General features: G+C 67.4%; 19 protein-coding genes and 1 tRNA gene. 8 read left to right on the forward strand and 12 right to left on the reverse strand.

The window, feature by feature from the left end:
• Nucleotides 1–49: 49 nt before the first annotated feature.
• From DS843_RS23390 to DS843_RS23405, 4 genes are all read right to left on the reverse strand, one after another.
• The gene (locus tag DS843_RS23390) at nucleotides 50–469 is read right to left on the reverse strand and encodes a hypothetical protein (RefSeq protein ID WP_149471243.1); all 420 of its coding nucleotides are present in this window, start codon (nucleotides 467–469) and stop codon (nucleotides 50–52) included.
• Between the two features lie 195 nt (nucleotides 470–664).
• Nucleotides 665–1,153, reverse strand: coding sequence for a ribonuclease toxin HepT-like protein (locus tag DS843_RS23395; RefSeq protein ID WP_149471244.1), 489 nt, complete (start codon nucleotides 1,151–1,153; stop codon nucleotides 665–667).
• Nucleotides 1,125–1,481, reverse strand: a complete 357-nt coding sequence (locus DS843_RS23400) for a nucleotidyltransferase family protein (RefSeq protein WP_149471245.1) — start codon at nucleotides 1,479–1,481, stop codon at nucleotides 1,125–1,127. The genes DS843_RS23395 and DS843_RS23400 overlap by 29 nt, the downstream gene beginning before the upstream one ends.
• A gap of 77 nt (nucleotides 1,482–1,558) precedes the next feature.
• A complete protein-coding gene (locus DS843_RS23405; protein WP_149471246.1) occupies nucleotides 1,559–2,689 on the reverse strand; it encodes a PAS domain-containing sensor histidine kinase in 1,131 nt (376 codons plus the stop codon).
• Nucleotides 2,690–2,888: 199 nt separating this feature from the next.
• Between DS843_RS23405 and DS843_RS23410 the strand changes: the two genes are divergently transcribed.
• A complete protein-coding gene (locus DS843_RS23410) occupies nucleotides 2,889–3,704 on the forward strand; it encodes a M48 family metallopeptidase (RefSeq protein ID WP_286192275.1) in 816 nt (271 codons plus the stop codon).
• Here the strand turns inward: DS843_RS23410 and DS843_RS23415 are convergent.
• Nucleotides 3,659–4,129: an MgtC/SapB family protein gene (locus tag DS843_RS23415; RefSeq protein ID WP_149471247.1), complete on the reverse strand. Its 471-nt coding sequence runs from the start codon at nucleotides 4,127–4,129 to the stop codon at nucleotides 3,659–3,661. The two genes, DS843_RS23410 and DS843_RS23415, sit on opposite strands and share 46 nt — an antisense overlap.
• 442 nt (nucleotides 4,130–4,571) lie before the next feature.
• On the opposite strand from DS843_RS23415, the gene DS843_RS23420 reads away from it, so the two are divergent.
• A complete protein-coding gene (locus DS843_RS23420; RefSeq protein ID WP_149471248.1) occupies nucleotides 4,572–5,708 on the forward strand; it encodes a type III PLP-dependent enzyme in 1,137 nt (378 codons plus the stop codon).
• Nucleotides 5,709–5,869: 161 nt separating this feature from the next.
• Here the strand turns inward: DS843_RS23420 and DS843_RS23425 are convergent, their stop codons facing one another.
• Complete coding sequence (locus tag DS843_RS23425; RefSeq protein WP_149471249.1) at nucleotides 5,870–6,088, reverse strand: DUF1127 domain-containing protein; 219 nt, start codon at nucleotides 6,086–6,088, stop codon at nucleotides 5,870–5,872.
• 311 nt (nucleotides 6,089–6,399) lie between these two features.
• On the opposite strand from DS843_RS23425, the gene DS843_RS23430 reads away from it, so the two are divergent.
• Nucleotides 6,400–7,092 (forward strand): HAD family hydrolase, encoded by a 693-nt coding sequence (locus tag DS843_RS23430; RefSeq protein WP_149471250.1) that lies wholly within the window; start codon nucleotides 6,400–6,402, stop codon nucleotides 7,090–7,092.
• A gap of 14 nt (nucleotides 7,093–7,106) precedes the next feature.
• Nucleotides 7,107–7,463 (forward strand): cupin domain-containing protein, encoded by a 357-nt coding sequence (locus tag DS843_RS23435; RefSeq protein ID WP_149471251.1) that lies wholly within the window; start codon nucleotides 7,107–7,109, stop codon nucleotides 7,461–7,463.
• An 8-nt stretch (nucleotides 7,464–7,471) separates the two neighbouring features.
• Here DS843_RS23435 and DS843_RS23440 read toward each other — a convergent pair whose 3' ends face one another.
• The 6 genes from DS843_RS23440 to DS843_RS23465 form a co-directional block, all read right to left on the reverse strand.
• Nucleotides 7,472–7,870 (reverse strand): hypothetical protein, encoded by a 399-nt coding sequence (locus DS843_RS23440; protein WP_149471252.1) that lies wholly within the window; start codon nucleotides 7,868–7,870, stop codon nucleotides 7,472–7,474.
• Nucleotides 7,871–7,966: 96 nt separating this feature from the next.
• A complete protein-coding gene (locus DS843_RS23445) occupies nucleotides 7,967–8,371 on the reverse strand; it encodes a gamma-butyrobetaine hydroxylase family protein (RefSeq protein ID WP_149471253.1) in 405 nt (134 codons plus the stop codon).
• The gene (locus DS843_RS23450) at nucleotides 8,371–8,607 is read right to left on the reverse strand and encodes a Trm112 family protein (RefSeq protein ID WP_014238566.1); all 237 of its coding nucleotides are present in this window, start codon (nucleotides 8,605–8,607) and stop codon (nucleotides 8,371–8,373) included. The genes DS843_RS23445 and DS843_RS23450 overlap by 1 nt, the downstream gene beginning before the upstream one ends.
• Before the next feature lie 48 nt (nucleotides 8,608–8,655).
• Nucleotides 8,656–9,348, reverse strand: coding sequence for an LON peptidase substrate-binding domain-containing protein (locus DS843_RS23455; protein ID WP_149471254.1), 693 nt, complete (start codon nucleotides 9,346–9,348; stop codon nucleotides 8,656–8,658).
• 82 nt (nucleotides 9,349–9,430) lie between these two features.
• Nucleotides 9,431–10,378, reverse strand: a complete 948-nt coding sequence (locus tag DS843_RS23460) for a thioredoxin family protein (protein ID WP_149471255.1) — start codon at nucleotides 10,376–10,378, stop codon at nucleotides 9,431–9,433.
• 54 nt (nucleotides 10,379–10,432) lie between these two features.
• Nucleotides 10,433–10,999: a prolyl-tRNA synthetase associated domain-containing protein gene (locus tag DS843_RS23465; protein ID WP_149471256.1), complete on the reverse strand. Its 567-nt coding sequence runs from the start codon at nucleotides 10,997–10,999 to the stop codon at nucleotides 10,433–10,435.
• Between the two features lie 150 nt (nucleotides 11,000–11,149).
• On the opposite strand from DS843_RS23465, the gene DS843_RS23470 reads away from it, so the two are divergent.
• From DS843_RS23470 to DS843_RS23485, 4 genes are all read left to right on the forward strand, one after another.
• Nucleotides 11,150–11,224 (forward strand) — tRNA-Gly (locus tag DS843_RS23470).
• Between the two features lie 692 nt (nucleotides 11,225–11,916).
• Nucleotides 11,917–12,594 (forward strand): RraA family protein, encoded by a 678-nt coding sequence (locus tag DS843_RS23475; RefSeq protein ID WP_149471257.1) that lies wholly within the window; start codon nucleotides 11,917–11,919, stop codon nucleotides 12,592–12,594.
• A gap of 79 nt (nucleotides 12,595–12,673) precedes the next feature.
• On the forward strand, nucleotides 12,674–13,603 hold the full coding sequence (locus DS843_RS23480; RefSeq protein ID WP_149471258.1) for an AEC family transporter: 930 nt from the start codon (nucleotides 12,674–12,676) through the stop codon (nucleotides 13,601–13,603).
• 545 nt (nucleotides 13,604–14,148) lie between these two features.
• Complete coding sequence (locus DS843_RS23485) at nucleotides 14,149–15,132, forward strand: Bug family tripartite tricarboxylate transporter substrate binding protein (protein ID WP_149471259.1); 984 nt, start codon at nucleotides 14,149–14,151, stop codon at nucleotides 15,130–15,132.
• The last annotated feature ends 62 nt before the right edge of the window (nucleotides 15,133–15,194 follow it).

A 15,194-nucleotide genomic window follows, 5' to 3' on the forward strand; every position in this document is an offset into this window, starting at 1 on the left:
ATGTATGTTTCTCTTTTTTTACGAGCCTTAAGGATAGAGGGAGGAGCTGTCAATCAGCCGTACGTACCAGTACGGACGTATCACCCTGCCGTTGCCTTCCGGCGAGCGCCCAAAGCGCGGCGTCGTCCCGGCACAGGGACCCGGCCAGTTGGGACAGGCTGTCGCCCATCAGCCCCGAGGAGCGCAGCAGGCAATAGGAGCGGCTCGGCGCCGAGAGATAGAGCGCCGCCGCCGGAGGCGCGACCGGAGGCGCCGGGTAGAGTGCGGCGGGCGGCGGGCAGTAATAGGGTTGCGCACCGGGGTTGTAGCCGGACACCAGCCGGTCCAGCCCGGGCCGGGGTCCGAAGACGCAGCCCCGCTGGTCCCACTCCAGGCTTGTCGTCTGGGCCATGGCGGGCAGGACAGAAAAGGCGGTGATCGCCATCCCCGCCAGACGGATGACCAGCCGGCAGCCTGCGTTGCGATGCATGCTTCCCCCCGATCCCATGCCGTGTCAAAGGCGCACCCAGAGCAGGGCGCTGGGCACGGTTGGCCGTGAACGGCCCCATCCTTGGAGGGGAATTATGCGCGCTTCGACGATGCCCGGCGTGACGCCGATGGACGGGTCGCGGAGCGCAGGCGTGGGCACCGCTCTCCGTTCGTTCGGCGGCAGGGTGCGTTCCGGCTATTCCGGCAGGATGCCCATGGACCTTGCGAAGTCCGTCATATCCGTTCGGAAGCTGTCTTCAACCGCGACGGCGACCGGAACATTCTCCGCAGCACGTTTGTAGTCGTAGCCGTCGTAAGCGTGACGCAGCGCATGCCGGAAGGAACGCAGCTTCTGAAGGCGGCTGGCGGTCTCCGGGGTGATCATGGCCGGGCGCAGCCCGGCAACGGGTGCGGCGGCGCGGCGGATCAACTCCGCATGATAGGCCGCTCCGTTGGGCAAGCCACCGTCCACCGCCTGCACCAGCCGCTCCAAGGCACACTCCATGGCGCCATATCCGTTGTGCAGCATCAGGCCGATCGCGTATTCGCGGTCGAGGCGCAGGTCATCGGGCAATTCTCCGCCAGCGTGCAGGGCATCGGCCCGGAGCGCCGCGTTTCGGATGTTCGTCCGCGCGGCATCCAGGTCCCGCTGAACGTCAGCCCAAAGCGCCGGGTTCGCGACCATGGAGTCTCACGCGGTCTCGAAGTGCCGGCGACAGGAAGCGGTCCGGAATGACATCCGCTTCGAACCCGGCAACGGTCAACAGGGTGTCCACGTCCGCCGCCACATCGCTGTCGGCCCCTGCCGGCAAACCGATCAGCGCAACGTCAAGGTCGGACCGCTCGTGAAATCCCCCTTCGGCCAATGATCCGAACACGACGAGCCGCCCGCCGGCGCGGCGCGCCACGGCATCGGCCTGCTTCAGCGCACGCAACGCCGCAGCGCGCCGCTCGTCAAGGCGGCGACGGCGGATGTCCTCGTATCGCGGATGGTCCGCGCCGTTGGTCCCCATGGCCTTTGCTCGAATCCGATCCTTTCGCGGGCCACGAACTCTTCTGGCCCAACAGGATCATACCAGAAAACGCCCCGTCAGGCCGCGCTGCTTTTCTCGGCCGGCAGCGCCTCGGCGCGCTCCACCGCCAGCGGCACCTCCACCACGAAGACGGAGCCCTTTCCAGGCACCGAGCGCAGCGAGACCGGCAAGCCCAGAAGCGCCGCCAGACGCCGCACGATGGACAGGCCGAGCCCCAGCCCGTGCCGGCGGTCGCGGTTCGGGTTGCCGAGCTGGTGGAAGTCGTCGAAGATCGCCGACTGGTCGGCGGAGGCGATGCCGATGCCGGTGTCCCACACCTCGATCCGCAACGTCCCGCCGCGCCGCCGGGCGGCCAGCAGGACCCCGCCCGATTCGGTGTAGCGCAGGGCGTTGGACAGGATCGGGCGCAGAAGCTGTTCCAGCAGCACGGGGTCGGTGATGACCTCCGCGTCCGCCGGACGGACGTTGAAGCGCAGGCCCTTGGCGTCCGCCTCCGGCGCGAATTCGTTGAGCAGGCGGCCCAGCGTCTCGTCGATGGGGAATCCCTGCACCTGCGGGCGGACCAGCCCGGCCTCCAGCTTGGACACGTCCAGAAGGGCGCGCAGAAGCGTCTCCGCCGCCTCGATCGACATTTCCAGCTTCTCGCCCAGATCCCGCGATCCCGGGTCGGTCAGGCGCCCCATCAGCAGATGGTGGAACAGGTGCATCGCCTGGAAGGGCTGGCGCAGGTCGTGGCTGGCGGCGGACAGGAAGCGTCCGATGGCGGTGCGTCCCTTCTCGGCCTCCAACCGGACCCGCTCGGTCTCGGCCCTCGCCCGTTCGGCTTCGGCGCGGGCGGCGGCCAGCGCGGCGGCATCCGTGTCGGCGATGGCGGCGACCGAGGTGACCTTTCCGTCCGCGTCGCGCACCGGGCTCAGCATCACCTCGCCCCTGGGCAACAGGCCGAAGGCGGACACCGGCACCCCGGTAAGGGCGGCGCGGCGGACCTGAGCCTCCACCTGGGACGCGATGGGCGCCGGGACGCCCAGCTCGCCCAGCGCTTTGCCCTCCACCTCCTCGGGAAGCAGACCGAAGGCCGCCGCGAAGGCCTGGTTGACCACGAGAAGCCGCGCGTCCAGCCCAAGCAGAGCGTGAGCCACGCCGTTGGCGGAGAGCAGAGCCTCAAGCCGGATCATGCGATCCGTCATATGACTTTCGGTTGAGTTCTTGCTGGGATACTCGGCCACGACTTCACCGTGAAAGGCTGGGATTACACCATATGTATCTTGCGTCTTGACCATCCGAGTCAAATGTCACATGCAAGACTCACTTGGGACAAATTTCGTTTGAATGTGAAAGACAACGGTCCCATTGGCCCCGACGGGCCGCACGGTCTATAAGTCAGTTATGTTCTTTCGCCGCAAGATCAAAAGTCCCGAAACCCAGGCCCTCCGTCCGAAAGCTCCGCGCGCCCTGGCGGTGGCCGGACTGCCCGTGCCGCTGGAACTGCGGGAAAGCGCCCGCGCCCGCCGGATGACCCTGCGGGTGGACGCCGGGCGCGGGCTGATCCAGGTGGTGATCCCCGTGGGCGTTTCGGAGACGGAGGCGCTGCGCTTCGTCGGACGGCACGACGGCTGGGTCCGGGCGCGGCTGGCGGCTCTGCCCCCGCAGCTCCCCTTCGCCGACGGCGCCGTGGTCCCCTATCTGGGGATCGACCACGTCATCCGGCACAGTCCCGACCTGCGCGGGGCAACGCGGAGGGAGGACGGCGCGATCCTGGTCGGCGGCCGGGCGGAGCATGTCACCCGCCGGGTGCGCGACTTCCTGATGGCGGAGGCGCGGCGCGAGTTGGCCGAACGGTCGCGCGCCAAGGCCGCGCAGATCGGCGCGCGGGTCGCCGCGGTCACCGTGCGCGACACCAAGAGCCGTTGGGGAAGCTGCTCCGCCACCGGCCGCCTCTCCTTCTCCTGGCGGCTGATCCTGACGCCGGAGTCCGTCCTCGACTATGTGGTGGGGCATGAGGTCGCGCATCTGCGCGAGATGAACCACTCCCCGCGCTTCTGGACGCTCTGCGCGCAACTGACCGGCGACGTGCAGACTCCGCGCCTGTGGCTGAAGGCCAACGGCGCGCGGCTGCTGCGCTATGGCGAAGGGGTGGAGGCGGACGGCGGACGGCGTCAATCCTCGTCCTTGGAGGCGTCCGGCAGCCAGCGCATGGCGTAGGTGAAGACGATCATCACGGCGAGGCAGAGCGCCAGCGCCATGCCGGCCAGCACGTAGAAGCCCGCTCCGCAGGCGATCCCCAGCGCGCCGGCCATCCAGATCACCGCGGCGGTGGTCGCCCCCCGCACGGTGGTGCCAGCGCGGAACATCACCCCGGCGCTGATGAAGCCGATGGCCTGGGCCACGCCCTGGATGACGCGGGTGGGGTCCATGTCGCCGCTCTGGGAACGGTCCGACATGCCCCAGTAGAGTTCAAGGGCCACCAGAGTCGTCACCGCCGCGCTGATGGCGACCAGCGTGTGGGTGCGCAGGCCCGCCGCCTTGCCCCGGATCTCGCGGTCCAGCCCCAGCGCGGCCCCGCAAACCGCCGCCGCGGCCAGCCGGGCGGCCATGTCCCAGACCGGGATGGCCGTGTCCAAGTCCATGTTTTTCCTCCGTCTTTTTACCTTTGCGTAACGCTTGCTACTTTTTTGCGCCCGTCCGCATTTTTCTCTTTAAAACGCGGCTCGTTCGATCTATGTAACCGCAACTCGCAAGCGCACGTGCCGCTGGCCCGCCCCTCGTCCTTTTCGAGATGTGGTTATGCAACGACGTAACGCGTGATCCCCGACCGTCCCTTAAGCAAGGCGGCGTCTTGGAGGTTACGATGGTTCATGTTGTTGTGGGTGGGCGCCGGCTCACCCGTCTCCGACTTTTCCCGGTTCTGTCCAGTTCGGCTCTTCCCCGCAAGGCGACACGGCAGTCCAGTATGGGCGGCCTGAACGCCTGACCGTCTTTTCTTTCTGACCGGTCAGCAGCGTTCGGCCGCTCCGCCCCTGCTTTTTCACAATTCGTCCGACACCTTCATCTTGCGTCCGGGAGACTGAGATGACCGATAAGATTGCGCGCTTTTTCGAAGAGCAGCGCCCGCAGACCCCTTGCCTCGTCGTCGATCTGGACGTCGTGGAAGCGAACTACCACGACCTGGAGGAAGCGCTCCCGGACGCCAAGATCTTCTACGCCGTGAAGGCCAACCCGGCGCCGGAGATCCTCAGCCTGCTGACCCGTCTGGGCTCCGCCTTCGACACCGCCAGCGTGCCGGAAATCCAGATGGTCCTGGCCGCCGGCTGCGCGCCGGAGCGCATCTCCTACGGCAACACCATCAAGAAGGAAGCGGACATCCGCCGCGCCTTCGAGCTGGGCGTGCGCCTGTTCGCCTTCGACAGCGAGGCGGAGCTGGAGAAGATCGCCCGCGCCGCCCCCGGCGCCCGCGTCTTCTGCCGCATCCTGACCTCCGGCGAGGGCGCGGAATGGCCGCTGTCGCGCAAGTTCGGCTGCGACCTCGCCATGGCGCGGGAGCTGCTGCTGAAGGCCAAGGGGATGAACGTCGTTCCCTACGGCGTGTCCTTCCACGTCGGCTCGCAGCAGAAGGACCTGATGCAGTGGGACCACGCCATCTTCCAGGTGGCGCAGCTCTTCCGCGAGCTTGAGGTGCTGGGCGTCGATCTGGGCATGATCAACCTGGGCGGCGGCTTCCCCACCCGCTACCGCACCGACGTGCCGGAGACCACCGCCTACGGCCAGGCCATCTTCGAGTCCCTGCGCACCCACTTCGGCAACCGCCTGCCGGAAGCCATCGTGGAGCCGGGCCGCAGCATGGTCGGCAACGCCGGCATCATCGAGAGCGAGGTCGTGCTCGTCTCCCGCAAGTCGGCCAACGACGTGAAGCGCTGGGTCTATCTGGACATCGGCAAGTTCAGCGGTCTCGCCGAGACGATGGACGAGGCGATCCAGTACCCGATCCAGGTGATGGGAGACGACGGAGAGGGCGACGCCGAGGCGGTCGTGCTGGCCGGCCCGACCTGCGACAGCGCCGACGTGCTGTACGAGCGCGCCGAGTACAAGCTGCCGATGGACCTGAAGGCCGGCGACCGCGTGCGCATCCACGCCACGGGCGCCTACACGACCACCTACTCGGCGGTCTGCTTCAACGGCTTCGCCCCGCTCCAGCAGATCTGCATCTGACAGAGCGGCGGTTCGGCTAAGGAAAAGCCCCTCTTCCACCGGGAAGAGGGGCTTTTCTTTTGGCCGCACAGGCGCTCGCGAAACCCGGATGCGAAAAGGGCCGCTCCCTTACACAGGGGCGGCCCTTTTCCTTGCGGTTTCCCGCAGCCGTGACGGCGGCATCACGCCTTCCAGAACGGCTTGCTGATCTCGCCTTCGACGTCGATCTGGGTGATGCCGATGTCGTGCAGCATCCGGTCGTCCAGCCGAGCCAGCTCGCGGCGGGTGATGGCGCGCTGCCGCCACAGGGCGAACGTGTCCAGAACGCTGTCCAGCACATACGCCACCGGAGCAGCCCGCAGGGTGCGGCCCAGCGGGGCCGTGCGCAGAGCGATTGCCATGGTGGTCATCCTATCTTTGAAGGTCCCGAGGGGGCCTGCCGGAAGTGGCCGCCGCGCCCTCGCGTTGTGAGAAAGAATATTGCTCATCCCGCGCAAACCCGCCACCGCGATGTGGGTATGCGAGCCGTGAGCTTTCTCGATAGCTGTCGTAGGAATATCACCGATGCAAGAATAATGGACGAATGCACAGCTTTTGGGCGTCACAAATTGTGCAGTCCACCAACAAACAGGACCGCTCCGGTCAGCGCTGGACAGGCGCCGCACCGCGGCCTACCTCTCGTTCCGACAGCCGCCCCACACGAGTTCCTCCCATGATTGACACCATCGCCTTCGACGGCGACGACACCCTGTGGCACAACGAGTCGCTCTTCTCGATGACGCAGGACCGCTTCCGCGCCCTCCTCGCCAATCACTTGCAGGGCTCGGAGCCGGCGGACATCGACCGGCGGCTGTTGCAGGCGGAGCGCGAGAACCTCCGCGTCTACGGCTACGGCATCAAGGGCTTCGTCCTGTCGATGATCGAGACGGCGGTGGACCTGACCGACGGGCGCATCGGCGGGCGGGACATCCAGAGCCTCGTCGACTTCGGAAAGGCCATGCTGGACCACCCGGTCGATCTGCTGGACGGGGTGCAGGAGGTGGTGGAGGGGCTGTCCGAGCGCTACCGGTTGATGCTCGTCACCAAGGGCGACCTGTTCGACCAGGAAAGCAAGATCGCCCGCTCCGGTCTGGCGGAGCGGTTCGACGCCATCGAGATCGTCAGCGAGAAGGACCCGGCCACCTACCGCCGCCTGCTCGACCGCCACGGGGTGGACCCGGCGCGCTTCGTGATGGTGGGCAATTCCGTGCGGTCGGATATCCTGCCGGTGCTGGCCGCGGGCGGCCACGCCGTTCATGTGCCCTACCACGTCACCTGGGCGCACGAGGTGGCCGAGCCGCCCACCGAGAACTACCGCCGCATCGACAGCCTGCACGGCCTGCCGCCGCTGCTGGCCTCCTGGTGAAGGAAAATTCCGCGATGAGCTTCGCCCTGCTGACCGACCCCGCCCGCCCCGCCGTGGAACCGGAGACCGGCGGCCCGGCCCCCGACCGTGTCCTGTCCGGCGCGCCGGTCTTCACCACCTGGAACGAGTACGAGTCGCCGGACGGCAAGCGCTTCGCCGGTGTCTGGCGCTCCACCCCCGGTTCCTGGCGGATCGTCTACGACGAGTGGGAGTATTGCGAGATCCTGGAGGGCGCCAGCACCATCACCCACGCCGACGGGCGCCGCTGGACGGTCGGTCCCGGTGACCGCTTCACGCTGGAGCCGGGCTTCGAGGGCGTGTGGGAGGTGGTGGAGACCACGACGAAACGCTACGTGGTGACCCTTCCCTGAGGGAGCGCTCAGCCGCCCCGCTCGCCGAGAAGGTGGACGAGGCCCAGGTCGGCGCGGTTCAGCACGACGATGGCCTTGCGCCCGATCTCCACGACCAGCACGCCGAGCGCCATGATCGACAGCACCAGGACGATGCGCGCGATGTCGCGCGCCCAGGCGCGCCGCTTGCGCCGCCGGGCCGCCAGATGCGCGGCCAGCTTCTGCCGCAAGGCGCCGGTGCGGCGCCCATAGCCCCGGGACCAGCCCCAGCCCCGCTCCGGCGGTGGCGTGTCGGGTGCGGCCTCCGGCGCCGGTGCGGTGGGAACGGGCAGCCCGGCACCGCCCGCGGGCGGCGGATCGGTGTCGGACCCGGCCATAGGGTTGGCGGTCGGGGTGGCGGTCGCGCCGGTCGGGTCGGTCGCGGTCACGGCGGTCTTCCTGCGGCGGAGGAACGGTCGGTGAGCCGTTATCTACGCCATTTCCATGAAAGCGCAACATGCCGTGCCACGCCCGCCCGTTGCCGGTTACCGCCGGCCCCTGGGATCGCGGCTCAGCCCCTTGGCCTCCAGCTCCGCCAGATACTCGGCCCACAGCCGGTCCTGGTCCTCGCCCAATTCGTACAGCAGCTTCCAGGAGTAGATGCCGCTGTCGTGCAGGTCGTCGAAGACGATCCGCAGGGCGTAACGGCCGATCGCCTCCAGGCTCATGATGCCGACGTGGCGACGGCCCGTGACGGTCTGCTTCTGGTCAGGACTGTGGCCCTGCACCTCGGCGGAGGGGCTGTGGACGCGCAGGAACTCCGCAGGGTAGGAGAAGGTTTGGCCGTTGTCGAAATCGACCTCCAGCCGCTTTTCCTCCTTCTTCAGCCGGACTTCCACCGGCCAGTGCTTCGTGCCGAAGGCGTCCGACGCGAACCGCTCGTCGGACATCAGGCCGCCCCCGGCTTCCCGTCGAGGCTGCGGGCCTCGTCGATCAGCATGATCGGGATGCCGTCGCGGATCGGATAGGCCAGCCCGGCGCGGTCGCTGATCAGCTCGGCGCGCTCCGCGTCGTAGCGCAGCGGCCCCTTGGTCAGCGGGCAGACGAGGATTTCCAGAAGCTTCGGATCGACGCGCGCCTGCGTCTTGCCGTCGGCGGGCGTGTCGTCGTGGGGATGGGCGCTCATGGATCGTGCCTCGCGGTCGGAATGTGCGGTGTCGGTTGGTGAAGGGCCTCAGTGACGCAGCGCGCCACCGTCGCCCTCGTGGCTGTCGAGAATGGCCATCTCCACCAGGGCGATCAAGAGCTTCCCGCGCTCCGGCAGGTCCGGCGTCTCCAGAAGGGCCTGCTTCTCGCTGGGTGAAAAGGGGCAGATCATGGCCAGCGAGGTGACCAGCCGCTCGTCCGGCGTGCCGTCGATGGCCTTCCAGTCCACCGACAGCCCCTGCATCTTGAAATAGCCCTTCAGCCCGGCGAGCAGCCGGGGCCGGTCCAGCCCGCGCCCGTTGCCGACGGCCCCGCCGCGCTCCAGCGGGTCGACGAGGTCGCCGGAGAAACGGTCCCAGTCCGCGGCGACGCGGCGGTAGCCGCGCTGGCTCTCCACCTCCCGCATGATGGCGAAGCGGGAGACGCCGGTCAGGGTGATGAGATAGCGGCCATCCTCCGCCTCGGCGAAGCTGGTGATCCGCCCGGCGCAGCCGGTGCCGTAGACCGCCGGCTCCCGCTGACGGCAAGCCGGATCGGTCGGTTGGACCATGCCGATCATGCGGTCGCCGGCCAGCGCGTCCTCCACCATCGCGAGGTAGCGCGGCTCGAAGATGTTCAGCGGCAACCGCCCGCGGGGCAGCAGCAGAACCCCCGCAAGCGGGAAGATCGGCAGCAGCCGCGGCAGGCGGTCCGGCGACGGGGCGATGGGGTTCCGGCTCATGCGACGAATATAGAGCCCCCCGTCACGGCGAACAGAGCAGGCCGCGTTCCGGTTCGAATTCCGGCCGGCCTGCTTGCTCCGGTCAACGGAACAGGATCGAGGACAGGCGGCGGCGGGTCTGGATGGTCAGCGGATCGGTCGGGCCGAAGGCTTCGAAGAACTTGACGAGCTGCTTGCGGGCGGCCTCGTCGTTCCAGGCGCGGTCGCGGCGCACCAGCTCCAGAAGCTCGTCCACCGCGGCCTCGCGCTTGCCGGCGGCGAACAGCGCGAGCGCGAGGTCGAAGCGGGACTCATGATCGTCCGGGTTCCGGGCGACCTTCTCCGTCAGTTCCGGGATCGGGCCGGCGTTGGCGGCCTGCTCGGCCACCTCCAGCGCGCTGCGCACCGCCGCGATCTCCTTGTCCTTGGCGATCTGCTCCGGCACCTTGTCGAGCATCTGCTTGGCGCGGGCCAGATCGTCGCTGACGATCAGGCAGCGGACCAGCCCGGCGTAGGCCGCGGCGTTCAGGTTCTCCGGATCGGCCTGCAGGATCTCGCCGTAGATTTCCGACGCGGTCTGAGTGTCGCCGGCCTCCAGAGCCTCCTTGGCCTGGGCCAGCACCTCCTCCAGGATGTCGCCCGCGTCGCCGCCCGCCGCGCCGGCCAGCTTCACCAGCTTCTCCACGAAGGCCTTCACCTGCGATTCCGGCAGGGCGCCCATGAAGCCGTCCACCGGGCGCCCCTGGAAGAAGGCATAGACCGCCGGGATCGACTGCACGCGGAGCTGCGAGGCGACCATCGGGTCCTTGTCGGTGTCGATCTTGACCAGCCGCACCTTGCCCTTCGCGGCCAGCACCGTCTTTTCCAGGATCGGGCCGAGCTGCTTGCACGGGCCGCACCAGGGCGCCCAGAAGTCGACGATCACCGGCACGGACTGCGACGCCTCGATGACGTCGGCCATGAAGGCGCGGTCGCTGCTGTCCTTGATGAGGTCCCCGGCGGCGGGGGTGGCACCGGCGGCGGGCTTGTTGGCGGGCGGAATGGAGAACATGGCGGTCACGTATCCCTTTGCGATCTCGCGTGATAGATGAGCGCACCGAGCGCGTTAAGCAAGCGTCGGCTGAGACTCTGGCAACTCCTCGCCGAAGGGCACGATCAGCGGCTCGTGCCCGCCGGCCCGGATGAAGCGCAGCAGGTCCTCCGCCCCGATGGCCGTGGTCCGGTCGTTCAGCAGCGGGTGGTAGTTCAGCGGGGCGTGCGCCAGCATCTGTTCCTGAAGCACCACCCTGACGCGCCGCTCCCGGTCGTTGACCAGCGCGAAGGGCGTGACGGAGCCGGGCCGCACGCCGAGATGCCGCCACAGCCGGTCGGCGGAGGCGAAGGACAGCCGCGCCGACCCGATCACCTTGTCGAACCGGTTCAGCTCCACCCGCGCGTCCTCCAGCGCGACCACCAGCCAGTGCTGCTCCTTCTTGTCCTTCAGGAACAGGTTCTTGCAATGGCCGCCGGGCAGCGCGCCGCGCAACGCCTTGCTCTCCTCCACCGTGTGCAGCGGCGGATGGCTGTGGGTCACGGTGCGGATGCCGAGCGCCGCGAGATGCTCCAGGAGCTGCTCCGGGCTCGTCGGCAGCGGCTCCTCGGCCGTGCCCTCGGGGGTGTTGAGGCTGTGCATGGAACCATCTTTAGCGGGGCGGGGAAAATTCGTCCAGGCGCCCGAAAAAAGTGAAACATGACGCTTGCATTGCGCCAATCCATGAGTATAGTCCGCCGCACGCCGCCGGACGGCACCGACACGACGGACCGAACGGCAGCGAAACGGAGCGCGGGCGTAGCTCAGGGGTAGAGCACAACCTTGCCAAGGTTGGGGTCGAGGGTTCGAATCCCTTCGCCCGCTCCATTCTCCCGGCGGAGGCGATGATCCTCCCGAAGGGGAAAACAAGACCGCGGATTGATAAGGCTGGGCCTCCGGGTGCCGGCCTTTTTCATTTTTCCTTCCGCCGTCCCTCCCTTCCCCCCTCCGATCGCTCCTCCGCCACGTTGCGACTCCACAACCGCGGCCCGCGAATCCGTGGCCGGGCCGGCACCGCAGCCGCCCGATGGCGGTGCCCGATGCCTCAATTTAAGGTTTTTCACCGCTAAATCATTGCAGTCTTGCGGAGCGTCGATGGCTAAAACCTGCAATCTTTTGGCGCCAAATACGTGAACTGCATGCCTTCGTAGGTCATTCCGCCCGCGCATGACGCCTATGATGGCGTGAATAAATTTACATATTAGCAACCTACTTGCGTATGACCCCCGAAGGGACTATGCTTCAAATGCGAAACAAATAAAACTTTTATCCGATTTGGGTTGTATGCACCATGGATGGTCTGGTCGCGTCGGACGGGACACGTCCGTGATTTTCCCGGACGGGAGATTCCCGTCCGACCGGCGTCCGCCGCTCCGGCACCGCCGGCCCTCCCCGGCCTGATCGTCATCGGCACCGCTGGAATCGCATTCCGACCGGCGGGGCCTCTGCTCGCGCTTCCACGCCCCGCTTCGTACAGCCCAGACGACACGCCCAGTCCAGACGACGAGAGGTCCTTTCCCATGGCTATGCAACGCTACATCGTGAATTTCCCGCGCCTGTCCCCGGACATGCTGGAGATCTGGAAGACGGTCCCCAGCAGCATCGCGTCCGACGTGCAGAACCGCTGCCAGAGCATGGACGCCCGGATCAAGCCCTGCGCCCCGGGCATGCGCATCTGCGGGCAGGCCCGCACCGCCGTTTCGATGCCGGGCGACAACAGCATGCTGCTGACCGCCTGCAGCCTGGCCGAGCCGGGCGAGGTGGTGGTGGTCGCCGGCGCCGGTCTGGAGGATGTGGCGCTGGCCGGCGAATGGGTGGTCCGCGGCTGCAAGTCGCGCGGGCTGGGCGGGCTGGTGATCGACGGCTCCGTCCGCGATCTCCAGGAGATCCGGACCATCGGCTTCCCGGTCTTCGCCAAGGGATCGGTCCCCCGCGGCCCGCACAAGTCCTTCGGCGGCAAGATGGACGTCCCCGCCGGGGTGGGCGGGATGGTCGTCAACCCGGGCGACCTGATCATCGGCGACGACGACGGCGTGACCGTGGTGCCGCTGACCGTGATGGACGAGGTGCTGAAGCGCTGCCTGGAGCTGATGGCGAAAGAGAAGATCTGGTCGCAGCAGCTCGACGCCGGCAAGTCGCTGATGGAGGTTCTGGGCGTGCCGGAGCCGGAAATCGTCGAGACGCCCACCCTGCGCTGATCCCCGGCACCCGCCGGACCGCCACCGAGCGGACCGCAAAAGCCCTTCGAGCCGCCCCCAAAGACCGGTTTCCGTTGCCATGACGCTCATCTTTCAAATCGTGCTGCCGATGTTCGTCCTGGTCGCTCTTGGCTTCTACGCCGGGAAATCGGGCAATTTCAGCAACACGGCGGCTCAGGGGCTGTCGCGGTTCCTCGGCATCTACGCCCTGCCCGCGCTGCTGTTCGCGGCGATGGCGAAGGCGAAGATCCCCGACCCCATCGAATGGGGGTTCGTGGCGTCCTTCTTCATCGCGGCCTTCATCATCTTCGGACTGGGCAGCGCCTGGATGCTGTCCGTCCGGCGGCGGGAGGAGGTGGCGATCGCCGGCTTCGCCCCGTCCTTCTCCTCCATCGGCCTGCTGGGCGCCCCGATCCTGATGGACGCCTATGGTTCGTCGGTGGCCATTCCGGTGATGTTGCTGATCCTGTTCCAGTCGCCGCTCCTCTTCACCACGGCGACCATGATCGCCGAGGCGCAGCGGACGTCCGGCGGGCGGCCCGTCGTCGCCGCGGTCAACGCCGTCAAGGCGACGCTGCTCAGCCCGATGATCCTGTCCATCGTCGTCGGCATGGGGTTCAACCTGACCGGCGTCCATGTGCCGGACGCGGTCATGAAGGCGGCGGACTATGCCGCGGCCACCGTGCTGCCCTGCGCCTGCTTCACGCTGGGCACCTCGCTGTCCTTCGGGAAGCTGTCGGGCAAGTTCGCCCAGGCGTTGGTTCTGGCGGTGATGAAGACGGTCCTGCACCCCGTGCTGACCTGGGTGCTGGCGGTGGAGGTGTTCCACCTGCCGCAGGACTGGCTGGCCCCGGCCGTGACCGCGGCGGCCCTGCCCATCGGCGTCAACGTCTACGCCTTTGCGGAGCGCTACCAGACGGGGCGGGAGCTGGTGTCCATGTCGCTCCTGCTGTCCACCCTGATGTCCCCGATCTCCATTTCCGTCGCCTTCATGGTGGCGATGGGCTGACGCGGTCATTTCGCCGCAGCCCGCTTTGTTTATGCGTCCATTTGACGCTGACTCGGCCATGCCGATCGTAGGCAAACCCACGAAAACACATTAAAATAGAACAATTCGGCGAAAATTGTTCCTAAATAACGCGATATCCTGCGCCCAGCACGATTGATGCACGAAAAATTAAGGGGTATCTTCCACTTTGAAGCGCTCATCTCGCTTCGATGGGTCGAATGAACAGCGTTGAGTCTATGACACTCTCCTTTTTCCGGGAAAGATGGCCGGCACCCACCGCCGCGCCGACGAAGGGGCCCGACAGCCACAAAAGCAGACATACTGAAGTATGCACCCTCGGGTTCGAAGGAAACGAGAGGGCTTCATGGCGTTTTCCGCCGGCGAAGCCCAATGCTGATAAAATCCAAAGCGACCCATCTTTACGAGAATTTCAGAAAAGGAGTCCCAGCCTGTTCCCCCGTGGGAACGGGCGGCAGCTCCCGGGACCCCGCCGCACCCGCGGTGAAGGGGTCGTCCGCAATTCCGCAGGAAAGAAGGGCATCCAGATGATCACTCGCAGCAAGTTCCTGGCGCTGGCCACCGGGACCCTGGCGCTGGCCATGTCGACGACCGCTCTGTCGACGGCGCAGGCCGCCTATCCCGAGAAACCGATCACCATGGTCGTCGCCTACGACGCCGGCGGGTCGACCGACGTGACCGCGCGCCTGCTGGCTCCCTTCATCGAGAGGCACCTGGGCGGTACCCGCATCGAGGTGGTGAACAAGCCGGGCGCCGGCGGCGAGATCGGCTTCGCGGCCATCGCCGACTCCGCGCCGGACGGCTACTCCATCGGCTTCTGCAACACGCCGAACATGGTGTCGATCCCGATCGAGCGTCAGGCCCGCTTCTCGGCGGACCGGCTGGACCCGCTGGTCAACGTCGTGGACGATCCGGGCGTGTGGAGCGTTCCCGGCGACAGCACCTTCAAGACCCTGAAGGACGTCGTGGAGCACGCGAAGGCCAACCCGAACACGGTCACGGTCGGCACCACCGGCGTGGGCTCGGACGACCAGCTCGCCATGCTGCTGGTGCAGCGCCAGGCGGGCGTGCAGTTCACCCATGTGCCCTTCTCCGGCTCCGCCGCCAACCACAAGGCGATGCTCGCCAAGAAGATCCAGATCAGCGGCCAGAACCTGGGCGAAGGGCTGCGCGGCCAGGCCGCCGACCAGATCCGCGTGCTGGGCGTGATGAGCAAGGAGCGCTGGAAGGCCGCCCCGGACATCCCGACCTTCGCCGAGCAGGGCTATGCGGTGCTGATGGCGTCGCTGCGCGGCGTCTGCGCGCCGAAGGGCCTGCCCGCCGACATCCGCGCCAAGCTGGTGGAGGCCCTCACCAAGGCGGCGACCGATCCGGAGTTCGTGGCGAAGGCCGAGGCCAAGGAGACCTTCCAGCCGCTGCGCGTCCTGGGCCCCGACGCCTTCGCGGCGGAGCTGAAGCAGCTCGACGGCGAGCTGAAGTCGCTGTGGCAGTCGTCGCCCTGGCTGAAGTGATCCGGGGCTGAAGCGATCCGGGCTGAAGCGATCCGAATGGGTCACCCGCCCGGGTCCGCCCC

Source organism: Roseomonas genomospecies 6 (genome assembly GCF_008365375.1).
Classification (GTDB): domain Bacteria; phylum Pseudomonadota; class Alphaproteobacteria; order Azospirillales; family Azospirillaceae; genus Azospirillum.